Below are 15,072 nucleotides of genomic sequence, written 5' to 3'. Positions count from 1 at the left end.
AGAAACAGTTGGTATTGGGTTAATCCAACTACGAAACGAGTTGGTTGAGGCCAGGCAACAGGGAAAGCACACTCTGTGATCCCACCTGGACACGAGCTGAAAAGGTGCTCCCTGCGTAGAGATTGGCTGAGAGAGGAGCATCAAGACGTAGAGCCGCCGTGACGGAAGGCTCGGCAACCATCGACGCGCTTTCACCTTGAAGCTGAAAACGAGTGCGTAGATCCAGAGGACTCATCACGCGTGGTTCAAGAGACGCAACGATACCGCGTAAAGAAGCCGCCTTTGGGCCAACACGTAATTCGACAGCTTGACCGGGATGGATTTGCTTTTGTTGGCTCACTGGCACAAAGAGCACCGCGACGATGATCGCTCCATGTGTGGAGTTTTGTCGCGTCAAAATCCCCTGCCCTCCCACGAAAACTGGGACCTGCGTTCTCCACGCCAGGAGACTGGCTCCCAGGAAACAGAGCAAAAGCAGCCAGGCAAACATCCACACGGGAGGTGTCGCCAGGCGTAGGATAATGCTCTGTTTTTGCTTCTGAAGATGCCGCTTATAAGCATCTTCACGAAAAATCGAACGATTTGAAGAGGTCATAGAAAACATGGTAAAATGAGCGCCAGTTGGTAAGTGCTTCGAGCAACTTACCAACCGGCTGGAGAAACTCTGCTCGCAATGCATTTCCCAGTGACTACGAGCAGAGCCGCATTTGAGAGATCATATGACAGAGCAAATAGAAAACGCCTAGACGTTTTCCCTGCGTTCCATCGATCTTTGCGCTGCTAGAGGCCGAGATCAGTGCCAAGACCAAGGTTCACGCTACCGGCTGGAGTCTGCACGCCAACGTTCGCACCACCAGTCGCAAGAGGGAGGCTTGTTGACGTCGCCGTCGTCGTGGCATTTGATGCGGTGCCGTTGACTGTATTCAAGACCGAGCCCACGACACCACCAAACAGACCGGAACCGCCAGCAGCTTGATCTAGATCCTCATCGGTCAACTCCTGGAACATATATAGTCGCATGGTACCACTTATCAGCGATAAAATACACAAAAGAGACCATTAGAGATTGAGAAGCTTGACATCATCCTCTGAAAGATCTATTATGGACTCAATGAGTCTGCAATAGAAAGGGAAGAGGTGTGAAGTATTCACAAGCGACCAATTATGCGCTCCATACCATGCTGTATATGGTGGCACTCCCTCAAGGAACAACCATCGGTGTCCAGCAATTGGCAGAACTTCAAGGGCTTTCCCCAACGTATCTCTCCAAGATTTTGACCAAGCTTGTGAAGGCGGGCATAATCTCCTCTACTCCTGGAATCAACGGAGGATACAAGCTGACGAGAAACAAAGCAGATCTTTCTTTCTTAGAAGTGATTCACGCCATTGAAGGGACAGCCTCCCTGTTTCATTGTGATGACGGTGAAGATCATCAAGGGTGCTTAATTCAGGGGGTGATGACGCAGGCAGAACAGCAGATGGAAGCGTATCTTAAAGAGCGAAAGCTCGTTGAATTGGTTGGACAAGTAGGCGATGTGAATGCGCTTGTGTGAACGCACCTGCGTGTTTTTTTGGCTTCATTGTAGATATTAAGAGTCTACAATGACTTTTAAGACGGCGTTGATCCGATGACTGTTGGCTGGGCCATGATCGGCAGTGGAATAACAGGTTTCCATGCTCGCCTTGTCCTGAGCTGGTTGAATTGGTTGACCAGTTGATTGCATTTCTTGAAAAGAATGCCCATTGGTCGAATATATTGGAGGTATAGATCATGAGAACGCACACACTCCTGACAAGGATGAGGCCTGTTTTTTTTATGCTTATTCTGGATTTTGTGAGTCTCTAAAGTCTACGATTAAAAAAGAGAGGGAAACGATGGTTGATACAGCAGCCTTGGGCCGAGGCGAAAGGTACGATGTGGTGGTTGTCGGAGGGGGAGCCGCTGGATTGAGTGGAGCGTTAGCGCTTGTGCGTGCGCGACGTTCGGTGCTAGTGGTGGATGGCGGCCAGCCCCGCAACGCTTTGGCCGCTCATGTACACAATTACCTATCGCGCGACGGAATGACGCCCTCGGAACTGTTGGCCGCTGGTCGCGCCGAGGTGATCAGTTACGGAGGTCAGATCATTGCTGGTGATGTCGCCGCGGTCGAGCGTTTGAATAGCCAGGGCGACCACGTCGGCTTCCGGGTGGCACTGCCCCATGGGGGCAGCGTCCATGCACGGCGGCTCCTGGTGACGACCGGGCTGGTTGACGAGTTGCCCGACATACTGGGGGTAGTCGAGCGGTGGGGGCGTGACGTGCTGCACTGCCCGTATTGTCACGGCTGGGAAGTACGTGATCAGGCTCTCGGCATTCTTGGCACTGGGCCGATGGCAGTTCACGGGGCACTGCTGTTCCGACAGTGGAGCGCTAACGTGATCCTGTTTCAGCATACCTCGCCCGCCCTGTCCCAAGAGCAAGCCGAGCAACTGGCTGCCCGTGGCATCACGGTCGTCGAAGGTGAGGTCTCGGCCCTTGAAGTCCACGGCGACCGACTCACCGGGGTACGGCTACGCTCCGGCGAGTTTGTTCCACGCCAGGCTGTCGTGGTCTCGCCCCGTTTCGCAGCACGCGCCGAGGTACTCAGCACCTTGGGGCTGGGAACAACCGACCTGGAGATCGCCGGTTCCGTCTTCGGCAGCTACGTTCCCGCCGATGCCAACGGTGCCACCACTGTTGCGGGGGTGTGGGTCGCAGGCAACGTCTCCGACCCACTCGCTCAGGTCATCACCGCAGCCGCCACAGGCCTGAAGGCCGGAGCCGCAATCAACGCCGACTTGATCGCAGAGGACACGGCCCACGATGTGGCTGCCTTCCGCGCTCACAGACGAATCAGAGAAAGCAAAGAAAGATCGACGATCAATGGTGCGCTTCAACGTGAGGGCGACAGCAGCTAGACCGAGCAGTTCTGAGAAGAGCACTACCTAAATCTGGATCAGGCCTTTACCATGCTACGCGCCATCTCTCCCACAACGCTGCTACTCATGGTCGAGAACGGCAGAGGAGCATGTTCTCACACATCCTCGGCTGATTATCTCTGACATAGAGCAGGTAAACATGGTGTCCGCTGATCGGGGTGTGTAAAGAGAGGAGGTAAAATGCCTGGTTTAGGCATTTTACCTCCTCTCTTTACACACCCTTTCTGTCGAAACGGTCAACACGAACAAAGGAGGAGACATCGACAAGGAGTTGGAGTGGGGGTTGGAACTGATGTCGGCCTGGGCGTTGGCTTGGGTTGGGATGGTGGTGATGGCGCCACAGTAGGCGATGGCGCGACGGTAGGCGATGGCGCGACGGTAGGCGGCGCTACCGTAGGTGATGGTGTAGTCTGAGTAGCGGTCACAGTTGGTTGAGGTGATGATTGAGGGGTAGGTGTCACCTGTGCCGCTGTCGTTGTAGCTGAGCCTGCTGACGGGGTTGGTATTCCTTGGTGATAGCTCTGCTTTGATACGTCTGACGAGAGAAGCAAGCGAGGCAGAACTCCCATACCCAGGAGCAGGAAACATGCCAGAACAAGGGCTGCCCCCACCCCTATTGCAACTCTTTTTCTGCTTTGAGGAGGTGAAGGAGTAGGTGTTCTCCCCAAAGCGGGACGTTTTGCCGTGACTTCACTCTCTGAGGGCGCAAGACTCTCGCCATCGAAGCTCATGGATGGAATCTGAGACACATTTCCAGTTGAGGATGACATCGTCGCTAATGGGAATGTGGTCATGATCCTATCCCAAGAAGAAGCCGTGAGTGCTTCGAGAAAAGCTTGAATGCTCTCATGACGTTCAAGCGGGTCTTTTGCCAATGCTTTGAGCACCGCTACATCGACATGCTGAGGGAGTTCTGGGACAATGTGAGTGAGTGGGGTGGGAGACTTCGAAGTCTCTTCTGTCGTTGAGTCTCCAGGAGGAAAAGGGGATTGACCGGTCAGCAGTTCATAGGCCAGATATCCAAGTGCATATTGATCGCTCTGCTTGCTATAGATACCTTCAAATTGTTCGGGCGGCACAGAATGCACATGCAAGAGATCAATCCGAGAGGTAGATAAATACATTTCTATGAGGCTCAAAGGCGTAAAGTCGGCCAGTAGTGCCTCTTCCTGGATATTGAAGAAAATATTTTCAGGTTTGATGTTTGCATGCATGATATTTTGCGTATGAGCATATGCAAGAGCCTGTCCCACTCGTACAAGCGTAGCGACTGCTTTGTCAAAAGGGAAGGGGTCAGGAGTGAAGGCCATCATACGATGACGTAATGAGTTCCCAGATGCATATGCGCTTATCAAATACGGGCGCTCTTCATCGATCCCAGCTTCGAGAAGAGGGAGAATAAAGGAATGGCGCAATTGGGAGATCTGGTCGATTTCATTCTGGAAACGCTCTTGCTCAACGTTGGAATCAAGAGTGTGAAAGAACTTAATAATGACCTTTTCATTAGGATCGGTAATGGACTGGGCGAGGTAGAGAGTACTCGCTGTCTTCCTGGCAAGTGCTGTCACAAGTTGATACTCATGAAATATTTGATCCATCTAGCAAAACCTCATCATACTAAAGTGGTTCGAAATAAAAGCTCGTCTCAGGACGAAGAGGGCATGGAGCACATTCATTCGCCAGCAAGCAAAACATGAGAATATGTTCATAAATTGTACAGATAAAATATAGCATATACGATTGCTTTCATGATGCAAGGGTAACCAAATAGTACTGATGAGAAGAGGTATAGTAGTATCTACTTTAGTAGTTTTCTTGGCCTTGCCCCAGACACGGGCAACAGGTATTGTCAATTTATTTGCAGAGATAAATATATTGGTGAACCAGAACAAAGTGAGATGTTGAAGTTTGGGGAGAGGTTGGAATGGCGCGAGGGGTATGCGACCAGTTTCCCCCTGGATACATCATTCTATTGCTGAATTCCCGTTTCAGAATGGCCGAATGTGGTACGCCGTATTGTTGAGAACCAAGAACCACTGCGCAAAGTTGCAATAGAGTATGATGTTTCTTATGAAACTATCAGACGCATTGTTCTTTCTGGATGCTAGTATAGATAGGAAAGGCCAGAGATTTTCCTACCCTAGTATGCAGGGGATTTTTATAAGGTGTCCGCCCTCTGATTCCTGCTCATCCTCCCCATCCCAAAGAAGGGCGACCAGCAGCCGATGATCAAGAGATGTTTGCTACCGTCGTGTATATCTTACGAGCAGGCATTCCATGGAATGCCTGCTCCCGTGAAATGGGCGCGAGTTCTACCGCCTGTGATCGGTTTCTTCCATGGGAACATGGTCATTTTATTCGTAAAGTCTGATGAGATTCCCGATCAGGAAGATATTCTACCTAGAAACACTCCATTTCTTCGAACTATCGATTATACTATCATCAATGTTATATACTTAATAATAGCTATATGAAAATGAGAAGGAAAGATATTCGTACCTCGTACAAATTACAAAAAACATCGATGTATGCCTTATTCTCTCTACTCCGTTACATTTAGCTTCTCTCACAAAGGCAATGCTCTTCTCATTGAAGCACATTAATGTATGAATCTTTTCTTTTTTGACCCCTTCGGGAAATTGCTTGATACTCTAGTATTTTCTTGTGAAAAGGTCCGTGATACAATGAATACTGTCTTTCCCTTCCCTCCTCCTGACGAGCCAACTGCGTTATATGTGCAATCGCAAGAGAGCACACGAGGAAAACGCCAATTCATGCTACCCCCTCGGAACAAAAAAGCTGCCATGCAAGTTGATGAGTCAGTCAGGGAACAACAACGTCCACACAACGAGGTAGAGGCATCAGAGACACATCGCATACCAAGTGTGACTATAGAGCTTATTAACACCCTCCGTCTCCCTAAGGCTTCAAATGCCTTCTCTCATCGAGAACAGAAACGCCGTTCTGTGAAGCCAGCTCATCATCAAGTAGCACCCCAGACACCAAGGGTATTTGAGGAGACCCACCTCCAGCAAGTGGGCCGTAAGTATGTCTCTTATACCACAGCGATCATGAATACGCAGCAGAAACGTATCTACCTGCTGTTGATTGGTATCTGGCTCTGCTCCCTGGTCTTCTTCTGGACGTGGTGGCTCCGCCCAGAACATGTTGTCACGCCCTTTGGAATGATCTTAAACAGTCTGGTCCTGCTCTGGTCAACCCTCCTCCCTGGCTACTATTTCTTTTTTGTCTCGCGCATGCGTCAACCAGATATGTCGTTGCCAGTGCCTCCTGGGAAGATTGCAATGGTTGTCACCAAAGCACCATCGGAACCCTGGTCTGTCGTTGAAAAGACGCTGGCTGCCATGAAGGCGCAGACATTTCCCCGCACCTTTGATGTATGGCTGGCAGATGAAGATCCATCAGAGGAGATTGTGGCATGGTGTATTGCCCATGGGATATGGATATCCTGTCGCAAAAATATGCCGGGATATCAGAATACCATATGGCCGCGCCGCCAAAAGAGCAAAGAGGGAAATCTCTCGTACTTTTATGATACCTGTGGTTATCGTCTCTACGACTTTGTGGTACAACTTGATGCAGATCATGTACCAGAACCGACCTACCTTCTCAATATGATCACCCCTTTTGGTGATCCAGCTATTGGGTATGTCGCGGCGCCAAGCATTTGTGACGCGAATGCAGCCTCCTCCTGGCCTGCCCGAGCGCGGCTCTATGCCGAAGGAGGCTTGCATGGTGCCATGCAGGCAGGCTACAGCAATGGCTTTGCTCCCCTCTGTATCGGCAGCCATTACGCAGTGCGAACGCAGGCGCTCAAAGACATTGGAGGACTGGGCCCTGAATTAGCTGAAGATCATTCGACTACGTTCCTGTTTAATGCCTATGGGTGGCGCGGCGCATTTGCGTTCAATGCCTTTGCGCACGGTGATGGCGCTGAATGCCTTGCTGATAGCGTAACACAGGAGTTTCAATGGAGCCGGAGTCTCACCAAGTTACTGCTGACATTAACACCGCGCCATTGGAACAACTTACCGTTGAAATTACGAGCGCAGTTCCTCTTTGCGCAGTTATGGTATCCATTATCATGTATCAATATGCTTCTTATCTGTCTCCTACCTCTCCTTGCGCTGGCAATCCAAACACCATTAGCCAATGTGAACTACCTCGATTTCCTCCTGCATTTTACAGGAACGACCGCCAGTTGTTTACTGATTGTCTTCTGGATTCAATACCAGGGATGGTTCCGTCCAATCAATGCCAAGGTACTGAGTTGGGAGACCTGGCTCTTTCCCATGATCTGTTGGCCCTGGACGCTTATGGGCGTTTTACATGCGATAGTCAGTACCCTACTTAAGAGAGAGCTTTCATTCCGTGTGACTCCAAAAGGACGCAACCAGATCAAACCGTTACCAAATCGCGTGCTCCTCCCCTACACATTGATTGTTCTCCTTACCTGCCTCTGCGCTTTGATGCTCCCAGGCGGGAAAGGACATACCTATCAGTGGTTCGCGACAGTGAATATCTTCTTTTATACTGCATTAATATGGATAAGCATTATCGGACACATTCACGACAATCGATATTATGGCCTGGGAGCAACAGTGTTCGCCATAAAGGGGTCGCTGTGGCAGGGATTTTGTGTCACGCTTTGCCTGCTCATTGACCTTCAAATTCATGCATCTGAAATAGGGAATCTCTTCGTACCCCGATAAGATCAAGGGAGAAGAGAAGAGTCGAGAAAAGGGATAGCTCGTGAAAGCCTCTTTTTGGTACAATCTGTTAAAACTGCAAGGGATTCTGTTGCTACTGACTGCCTGTGTTCCATTTCCGACCAAACCGGACGTACAACAAGCGATGACGCCAACCGCGCCCCCCGTCGTTGATCCTTCGGTATCTACCATTACTGTCAATGGGACGCCTTGGGGCCACAGCACCTGTTCTATTGGTGCGGTAGAGGGCAGTAGCCGTTTCCAGATCTCAGATCTCAAAGATCTAGGGATTAACTCTTATCATATTTATGGTGGCATGCCTCGCTGGGAAGCCCAAAACGATAGCTCCAGTTACGGAACGCCAACCATCGATCAGATCAAGGCCAACCCCAATATCATCAATTGGGCTGCATGGGATACGGCTATGACTAACCCACCTGATGGCAGTGACTACTGGTGGACACATGATCAGCCCCTCTGGCACGGCAACGCCCGTACCATTTTTGAGGACTTGCAAGCCGCGGGTATTCATCCCATTCTAACGTTACGAAATCGAGATGATAAACACAACCCTTCCTGGTCCCCCAATCCTCCAAAGACGCAAGCGGATTGGAATGAATGGTGGGAGCACGTGTTTGCAACCGTCTATTGGCTCAATGTACGCAATAACTATCACGTTGACGATTTTGAGATGCATAATGAACCCAACCTGCTCTCGCAGGGCTGGGCTGGCACCCAGGACCAGTATGTCACGTTGTTACAATACACGCATGATGCCATTGATTTTGTCTATAAAACATATCTCCCAGGACGCACCTACCACATCTATGCCCCGGCAACCAACACTGGAAGCGATTGGCCCTATGCCATGCTTCAAAAAGCCACTGATCTATTTGACCGCCTGGACATACACGACTATAATCAGGATATGAGTGCGTATGTGAGGCAAGCCCATAGATGGTTAAACGCTCTTGGGCGGCCCGATGACCCAGTCTGGATCTCCGAGTGGGGCAGTTACGCCACCAACAACAAATACGACTCCCCTCCAATGGGGATCACCCTCATGAATAACCTGATGCGCGGTTCACAACCGGGGGAAGACTATGTGTATGGAAGTAACATCTTCTCATTGTATGATTATGGTCACACTCCCTTTGGCCTGATCAGTGCAAACGGAACGAAACGAATCGATTATTACGCGATGCGGATGGCGATTCGCGCCCTACAAGGATGCCGCCTGACCTATCGAAGCACCGTCAACAATCCCAATTTGTTCGCGATAACGACGAAGGATGCACAAGAAACGACCTATTTTCTTGTGACGAATCAGGGAAAAAAAGAGAGCATAAGAATGCACGTGAACCTCTCAGCATTACTCTCTGGCGGGAAAGGAACGATCTGGCAATTTGATGCGCAGCACAAAGATGAAATCGTAGGGGATACAATTGCCAATCAAGGACAGGTAACATTGACCGTACCTGCAATGGGGGCCTTGCTGGTGCAATTTAAGCAATAAGAGCTTATCCTAAAACCGACAGGGATAATGAAGGAAATCATAGAACGCGAAGAAACCGCCGGAACACTTATTGTACTCCAACGGTGACGGAAACACAAAAGCGCCAGAGTCTTGATTAACTCTGGCGCTTTTCTTGGGTCCAACAGCGAACCGACGGGCGGCGAACCACCGGTCGCCCCTGGCCTTGATCCCCATTGAGATGTTGTTTTCTGGTCGCAGTGATATTCTCGTCTATACGCCGAAACCAAGTGCTGATTATGCCCAATCTGGTACCCCATTTGACCAGGCACGTGAGAATCCAGGAGTGGTTTCTCTCTCTCAACGCCGCCCAAGTCTGGACACGCCACAGTGGAAAATTCCCGTTTCGGAATGGCCAAATGTGGTACGCCGTATTATTGAGAACCAGGAGTCTCTGCGGAAGGTAGCCGAGGATTATGGTGTTTCGTATGAGACGATCAGGCGTGCCCAACTTGACAAGCAAGGTCGTGGCGACAATAACCGGGGGCGTGGTGCTGCCATATGTAGAAGAGCTTTGGCGCTGCTATCGCGCTGAGCGCGAGGTTAATGAACCTGACATTGACCGACATTGACTGTGGTGGATGAACTACTTACGGCTGCATTGCTCTATGAACTGCAAATATCATGATCGACTCTTCGGATCTGCCCACGGGATGCGCAACGAGTTTTACCTCATAAGTAAGTGCTCGTACTCAAGTCCTTGTGTATCAAGAGTACCAAGTAGTACAACTGTTGCCATGCTATTTGATTCCCTTTCCTGTATCGCTTCATCGAGAACACACTTGCCAGAGTACTGTTTCCCGGGTACAATAAATATACAATATACAATATACCAAGCCAATACTTCCCATAGAGAGTACAGGTCTCTTTAAAAATGGAGAATAGAGCGTTGAAGAACAAACTGGAGCACAATCCGCTCAATCGGCGTATCTACTATAAAGTTCGCGAACTGATAGCCTCGGGAGCTATTCCCGCAGGTGCTCAACTTGATGAGCGTACTCTTGCGAATGACCTGTCGGTAAGTCGAACCCCTTTGCGCGAGGCCATTGCCACTCTCGTTGAGGAGGGTCTTGTTGAGCGTCGTCCTTATCGTGGAAACTTTGTGCGTACGTTCACGGCCAAGCAGGTGAACGATCTGTATCAAGTGCGTAAAACGCTTGAAGGACTGGCTGTTCGTCTGGCAGTTTCCCGGCTCACTGAAGAGACCTTGATGCAGTTGCGCTTTATTCTCAACGAGACGCAAGAGGTGCTGGAACAGGGCGACATGGTTAGTTATAGTGTCGCAGACCAGCGCTTTCATAATGCCATCGCGCAGCTCTCTGATAATGAAATCTTGTTGGAAGCGCTTGGCCGCCTACAACGTCAGATCCAGATCGTGCGCATGGGGGCTAATCGCGATCTGCAGGTTGTCACGCGAACGGCTATCGAACGTCCCCGTATCCTTGCCGCGCTGGAAGCACGCGATGGTGAACTGGCAGCGCAGCTAATGGAAGAGCATATAGAGGGCGTGCGTCGTTCTGTAGTAGCCCTGATCGAAGCGTCTGAGACCGTGGCAGATAAGCCCTCATAATGCTGTTGATGCGGTTAGATTACAATGATCAGGTTGCTTTTGAGCGATTGCCGTTATGAGAGGAGTACAAGTAGTTGAATAAACATGATGTAATCAGGAGCGTGGCGGAGCAAGAAAATGTCAATCAAATGAGCTGGGGGCATCTCGCATGGCTGGTAGGAGCTGCGCAGATGCCTGAAGCAGAGCAGACGTTAGGTGTAGTGACGATTCAGCCGGGTAAACGCAATCCTCTGCACTCTCATCCTAATTGTGAAGAATTGCTCTATGTTATATCTGGTGAGTGTGATCATAAGTTAGGGGACGAGTTATTTCACCTGGCTTCTGGTATGGTGATTCGCATCCCTAGAGGGGTAAAACATTGGGCAAAGTGTACCAGTGCCGAGCCATTAGTGGCAATAGTCTCTTTCTCTGCTCCAGATCGACGCACCGATAATTTTGAAGGTGACGAGATTGCATAAATAACGCTTATAAGTGTTGATAGCAATAATGTGCGCAATTAGGCATGACTCGATTGTTGACGGCTTAAGGGCACTATTTATGTGCCCCCACTCTCCAGTATCGTTAGCTGAGATCTTATGCCTCAGTAACCAGGAAGGAGCTTGGATAAACGATGAAACAGTTCAATATCGCTATTGTTGGCTGTGGGAATATTTCTCGCATGCATTTTGATGCCTATCTACCTCATCCTGAGCGCATCCGAGTGGTAGCGGTGTGCGATACAGATGCTGAACGTATGAATAACATATGTAAGAAATACGAGGTCGCGCAAGGGTTTACCTCATTGGAAGAGATGATCGCCAAAGCAGAGTGGGAGATTGGCGTAGTATGTACGCCAACGAATGTACGCCGCCAGGTTGTCGATACGCTTGCTTCTGCGGGGAAGCATGTGTTTGTCGAGAAACCATTTGCCGATTCATATGCTGATGCGCAACATATGGTCAATACATGCGCTCAAGCTCACGTTAGCCTCGCCGTTAACCAGAATTTCCGCTATCACTATCCATTCGATGTAGCGCGCGGCCTTGTAACCGATGGGGAGATAGGGCGGGTAGTAAACGTGATACACCAGGATTTGATGTTTCGCCAGGATGTCGGGTGGAGAACGCAGTTGAAAAGGCATGCGATGGCAGTGATGGGTGTTCACTGGTTTGATGGCTTCCGGCACCTACTGGATGATGAGGCTGTTTCCCTTGTCTCTGAAACACGTTCATCACCTGCGATCCAATGTGTAGGAGAGACTGAGGCCAATACGTTTGTCAATTTCAAAAAAGGCGCACTGGTTTCTTATATAGAGAGTTTTTCTTCTCCTGTTTCGAAAACAGAGACGTTCGTGCTTGGTGAAACAGGTGCGATCATACTCAATTATGCTGGAACCAGTCTTTATAAATTGGATGATCGTAGCAGACCACAAAAGCAATGGGAAAATCCATACCGTGGCTCACACAAGCCTGAAGCAACTTTTACAGGTTTAGATCTGTTTCTGACTGCCTTGGAACAGGGCAAAGAATCGGAAAATAGTGGACGTGATAACTTAAAAACAGTTGCGCTGTTAGATAGTGCCTATCGTTCTGCTGAGGAGAGGCGTGCCGTTGTATTCAATGAAGGAGTACCAGCATGAAGATGGCATTTTCCAAACCAACCGATAATACAGTTGAACAACAGGTACTCTTCTCACGATACCATTCCTTCGGCTATCAAGGGTTGCAACTCAAAAACGGCCAGTATCGCGAGTATGTCGGTGATCCAGCACGCTTTGTGGAACAGTGGGGGAAAGATGCTCCGGCCATTGCCTCCGGATTGATCACTGGAGGGTTGTTGGATGAAACAGGGATTGCTTCGCTGCGCAGCCTATTCAAATTTGCGCAGACCGTTGGAACAGAACGAATTATCTTTTGTCACGCTCAGCCAAGACAGGGTCTATCGAGGGGCGACATCAAGGGTTTTGCGCAGGTCCTCTCAGAGTTGGGGAAGGAAGCTCAGCAATACAGAACGGTTTTGTCACTCCATCATCACTATAACCAGCCGGTCATGTATTGCGAGGATTTTGAGGTATTCTTTGACGCTGTAAACGATCAGTCTGTCAAACTTACCGTGGATACCGCACACCTGATCAAGTCTGGCATCAACGATATCGCCGGGGTGCTTCGCGATTATCGTCATGTGCTTGATAATGTGCATCTCAAAGATATTACCGATAGCGCATTCAAGGTGCTTGGTCAGGGCAACATCGATTTTGCTCCTGTATTTGCAGCACTTCATGAGATCGGATATGCCGGATGGCTCTGTGCCGATGAGGAAAGTGGTAGCGATCTGCCTGGCGCAATGGAGGAGTGTGCTCGATTTGTGGCGAACTCCTGGCAACAGTATTCTCATGAAGCCATCAACTAATCGCGAACGCGTTCCCCAACCCCGAGAGGATCTGGCCGAGCCAGAAAAGTGTAAGTAAAGTGTCGGTTGCGCCAGAGACGCGCTCCAGGTGTTGCTGAACCGACGTCTCCAGTGGTTCAGCAACAGCAGGATAGTTCGTCACAGCGTCGGAAGAGCCATGATTCTGCACGAAAACCTTCTTTGCCTCCTTGCTCGTTTAATTAGTTTGCTGGGCTGACACCGCGCGGAGTGGACGAAAGAATGCTTGCAATTCCTCAGCCAACAGCTCAGGCTCCTCCATGGCTGAGAAATGACCGCCTCGTGGCATCTCTGTCCAGCGTTGCACGAAGAGGAGGCGCTCCGCCCATTCACGCGGAGGTATGATGATCTCTTTTGGGAAAAGGGCCACCCCTGCTGGAACGGTAATGCGTTGCCCTGGTTGAAGCCTCGACAAAGTATGAGCATTCTCGTAATACATGCGCACCGAGGAAGCAATGGTTTCCGGGACCCAGTAGAGCATGATATTGGTCAGCAACTCATCTTTGCTGAAACGCCGCTCAACCTCCCCATCGCAGTCGCTCCATGTGCGGAATTTTTCGGTAATCCACGCTGCCAGGCCAACTGGTGAGTCGTTCAAGCCATAGGCCAGCGTTTGTGGTTTCGTAGCGTGTAGCCTTGAATAGGCTCCTTCCTCCAACGACCATTGCTGAACCGCATGCAAATAGCGCTGCTCCGCTTCCGACAGGTCGGGCTGCTCAGGGAGCGGTACGTTTGCCCCGAGATAGGTAAGATGAATGCCTACGAGCAGGCCAGGATGAGCCAGAGCCAGGCGCTGGGTGACGCCCGAACCAATGTCCCCGCCAGCTGCGGCAAAACGAGAGTAGTCAAGCACATCCCGCATCAAACGAGCCCACAGTTCAGCAGTTTGCGCTGTTGCCACCCCGCGAACTGTGGGGCGGTCGGAGAAACCAAACCCTGGCAATGATGGCACAATCACATCGAACGCGTCAGCTGGATCGCCGCCATGCCCCTCTGGATCAGTCAACAGAGGGATCAGCTTGAGCATCTCGAAAAACGAGCCGGGCCAGCCATGAGTAAGAAGAAGGGGCAGTGGGTTCGGTCCCCGGCCTCGCTCATGAATGAAGTGGATGCCAAAACCGTCAATATCAGCGCGAAAGTGAGCAAACTGGTTGAGTTTTTCTTCCTGGGCCCGCCAGTCAAAGTCGTGCTGCCAATAGTCTACAAGGGTCTTCAGATAGTGCAGGTTCGTGCCATAGTCCCATCCTGCTCCCCCCACCTCATCGGGCCAGCGGGTGCGCGCCAGGCGATCCTTCAGGTCATCGAGAACCGCTTGGGGAACATGCACGGTGAACGGGTGCTTTCCCATGGTGATCTCTCCCTTGACAAATGTTGGTAACCATTTAAAATACAAATAGATGGTTACATTGTAAGAAAGCACCGGTAACTTGTCAAGTGCAATTTAGAGGGTTACAAAAAAAGAATGAGCAGAAGAGAGTGATGTGATGAGCACCAGCGAAACAACCAGGAGGCCCTTTGCATTCATTGGTGGGCAGATGTGCCTGGATTTTGCCAACACGCTTGACGGGCTACGTGGCGGAGTGACACGGGAATACTTATGTGGCTATAACGATCTTGTGGCCTGGAGTCAACAGGCGGGCTCCATAACTGAAGACCATGCAACCGATCTTCTCCACAAAGCGGAGTCGCATCCTGCCGAAGCCGTTGCAGTGCTCGAAGGCGCCCGCATGCTCAGAGAAGCCGTCTATCGTATCTTTGCCGCTGTCGCAACGGATATACAGCCAATGGAGACTGATCTGACTATCCTGAATGCCGAACTTGGCAAAGCGATAGCCGGGGGCGCATCATTCCAGTCGCGGATGGTTTCAGGTGGG

The 15,072-nt window shown here is 50.4% G+C and carries 15 protein-coding genes and 1 pseudogene; 11 read left to right on the top strand and 5 right to left on the bottom strand.

The genetic code is table 11. The annotated features are described in order from the left end of the window. Positions 1-28: 28 nt before the first annotated feature. Together JMJ16_RS27800 and JMJ16_RS27795 are read right to left on the bottom strand one after the other, a co-directional pair. Positions 29-604 carry a hypothetical protein gene (locus tag JMJ16_RS27800; RefSeq protein WP_201386874.1) on the bottom strand — a complete coding sequence of 192 codons (576 nt, stop codon included), beginning with the start codon at positions 602-604 and terminating at the stop codon, positions 29-31. A gap of 176 nt (positions 605-780) precedes the next feature. Then, positions 781-1,020, bottom strand: coding sequence for a bacteriocin leader domain-containing protein (locus JMJ16_RS27795; RefSeq protein ID WP_201386873.1), 240 nt, complete (start codon positions 1,018-1,020; stop codon positions 781-783). A 119-nt stretch (positions 1,021-1,139) separates the two neighbouring features. On the opposite strand from JMJ16_RS27795, the gene JMJ16_RS27790 reads away from it, so the two are divergent. Further along, positions 1,140-1,553: an Rrf2 family transcriptional regulator gene (locus JMJ16_RS27790; protein ID WP_201386872.1), complete on the top strand. Its 414-nt coding sequence runs from the start codon at positions 1,140-1,142 to the stop codon at positions 1,551-1,553. Positions 1,554-1,875: 322 nt separating this feature from the next. Next, entirely contained in the window at positions 1,876-2,937 is a 1,062-nt protein-coding gene (locus tag JMJ16_RS27785) for an NAD(P)/FAD-dependent oxidoreductase (protein WP_201386871.1), read from the top strand. A 257-nt stretch (positions 2,938-3,194) separates the two neighbouring features. Here the strand turns inward: JMJ16_RS27785 and JMJ16_RS27780 are convergent, their stop codons facing one another. After that, positions 3,195-4,556 (bottom strand): serine/threonine-protein kinase, encoded by a 1,362-nt coding sequence (locus JMJ16_RS27780; protein WP_201386870.1) that lies wholly within the window; start codon positions 4,554-4,556, stop codon positions 3,195-3,197. A 578-nt stretch (positions 4,557-5,134) separates the two neighbouring features. Between JMJ16_RS27780 and JMJ16_RS27775 the strand changes: the two genes are divergently transcribed. The 8 genes from JMJ16_RS27775 to JMJ16_RS27740 all read left to right on the top strand — a co-directional run bounded on the left by JMJ16_RS27775 (position 5,135) and on the right by JMJ16_RS27740 (position 13,180). After that, positions 5,135-5,329: a transposase gene (locus tag JMJ16_RS27775; RefSeq protein WP_201389171.1), complete on the top strand. Its 195-nt coding sequence runs from the start codon at positions 5,135-5,137 to the stop codon at positions 5,327-5,329. A 403-nt stretch (positions 5,330-5,732) separates the two neighbouring features. Continuing rightward, entirely contained in the window at positions 5,733-7,691 is a 1,959-nt protein-coding gene (locus tag JMJ16_RS27770; protein ID WP_201386863.1) for a glycosyltransferase, read from the top strand. Positions 7,692-7,731: 40 nt separating this feature from the next. Next, entirely contained in the window at positions 7,732-9,204 is a 1,473-nt protein-coding gene (locus tag JMJ16_RS27765; protein ID WP_201386856.1) for a hypothetical protein, read from the top strand. Positions 9,205-9,337: 133 nt separating this feature from the next. Then, complete coding sequence (locus JMJ16_RS27760) at positions 9,338-9,757, top strand: hypothetical protein (RefSeq protein ID WP_201386854.1); 420 nt, start codon at positions 9,338-9,340, stop codon at positions 9,755-9,757. A gap of 354 nt (positions 9,758-10,111) precedes the next feature. Then, on the top strand, positions 10,112-10,792 hold the full coding sequence (locus JMJ16_RS27755) for a GntR family transcriptional regulator (RefSeq protein ID WP_201386852.1): 681 nt from the start codon (positions 10,112-10,114) through the stop codon (positions 10,790-10,792). A 74-nt stretch (positions 10,793-10,866) separates the two neighbouring features. Continuing rightward, the gene (locus JMJ16_RS27750; RefSeq protein ID WP_201386849.1) at positions 10,867-11,250 is read left to right on the top strand and encodes a cupin domain-containing protein; all 384 of its coding nucleotides are present in this window, start codon (positions 10,867-10,869) and stop codon (positions 11,248-11,250) included. A 152-nt stretch (positions 11,251-11,402) separates the two neighbouring features. Continuing rightward, on the top strand, positions 11,403-12,410 hold the full coding sequence (locus JMJ16_RS27745) for a Gfo/Idh/MocA family protein (RefSeq protein ID WP_201386848.1): 1,008 nt from the start codon (positions 11,403-11,405) through the stop codon (positions 12,408-12,410). Beyond that, positions 12,407-13,180: a sugar phosphate isomerase/epimerase gene (locus JMJ16_RS27740; RefSeq protein ID WP_201386846.1), complete on the top strand. Its 774-nt coding sequence runs from the start codon at positions 12,407-12,409 to the stop codon at positions 13,178-13,180. The genes JMJ16_RS27745 and JMJ16_RS27740 overlap by 4 nt, the downstream gene beginning before the upstream one ends. Here JMJ16_RS27740 and JMJ16_RS27735 read toward each other — a convergent pair. Both JMJ16_RS27735 and JMJ16_RS27730 read right to left on the bottom strand, forming a co-directional pair. Then, positions 13,173-13,349 carry a hypothetical protein gene (locus JMJ16_RS27735; RefSeq protein ID WP_201386845.1) on the bottom strand — a complete coding sequence of 59 codons (177 nt, stop codon included), beginning with the start codon at positions 13,347-13,349 and terminating at the stop codon, positions 13,173-13,175. The two genes, JMJ16_RS27740 and JMJ16_RS27735, sit on opposite strands and share 8 nt — an antisense overlap. 27 nt (positions 13,350-13,376) lie before the next feature. Next, positions 13,377-14,546, bottom strand: a complete 1,170-nt coding sequence (locus JMJ16_RS27730) for an epoxide hydrolase family protein (RefSeq protein ID WP_201386843.1) — start codon at positions 14,544-14,546, stop codon at positions 13,377-13,379. 136 nt (positions 14,547-14,682) lie between these two features. On the opposite strand from JMJ16_RS27730, the pseudogene JMJ16_RS57295 reads away from it, so the two are divergent. Next, positions 14,683-15,012, top strand: a pseudogene (locus JMJ16_RS57295) (ABATE domain-containing protein); the annotation flags it as partial. Between the last annotated feature and the right edge of the window lie 60 nt (positions 15,013-15,072).

Source organism: Ktedonobacter sp. SOSP1-52, assembly GCF_016587395.1.
This window is presented reverse-complemented; position numbering and strand designations above follow the sequence as displayed.

What these genes read in the sequence shown, in the direction of transcription:
- JMJ16_RS27800 (WP_201386874.1), bottom strand. Translation starts at nt 604, where the DNA reads ATGTTTTCTATGACCTCTTCAAATCGTTCGATTTTTCGTGAAGATGCT.
- JMJ16_RS27795 (WP_201386873.1), bottom strand. Translation starts at nt 1,020, where the DNA reads ATGCGACTATATATGTTCCAGGAGTTGACCGATGAGGATCTAGATCAA.
- JMJ16_RS27785 (WP_201386871.1), top strand. Translation starts at nt 1,876, where the DNA reads ATGGTTGATACAGCAGCCTTGGGCCGAGGCGAAAGGTACGATGTGGTG.
- JMJ16_RS27780 (WP_201386870.1), bottom strand. Translation starts at nt 4,556, where the DNA reads ATGGATCAAATATTTCATGAGTATCAACTTGTGACAGCACTTGCCAGG.
- JMJ16_RS27770 (WP_201386863.1), top strand. Translation starts at nt 5,733, where the DNA reads ATGCTACCCCCTCGGAACAAAAAAGCTGCCATGCAAGTTGATGAGTCA.
- JMJ16_RS27745 (WP_201386848.1), top strand. Translation starts at nt 11,403, where the DNA reads ATGAAACAGTTCAATATCGCTATTGTTGGCTGTGGGAATATTTCTCGC.
- JMJ16_RS27740 (WP_201386846.1), top strand. Translation starts at nt 12,407, where the DNA reads ATGAAGATGGCATTTTCCAAACCAACCGATAATACAGTTGAACAACAG.
- JMJ16_RS27730 (WP_201386843.1), bottom strand. Translation starts at nt 14,546, where the DNA reads ATGGGAAAGCACCCGTTCACCGTGCATGTTCCCCAAGCGGTTCTCGAT.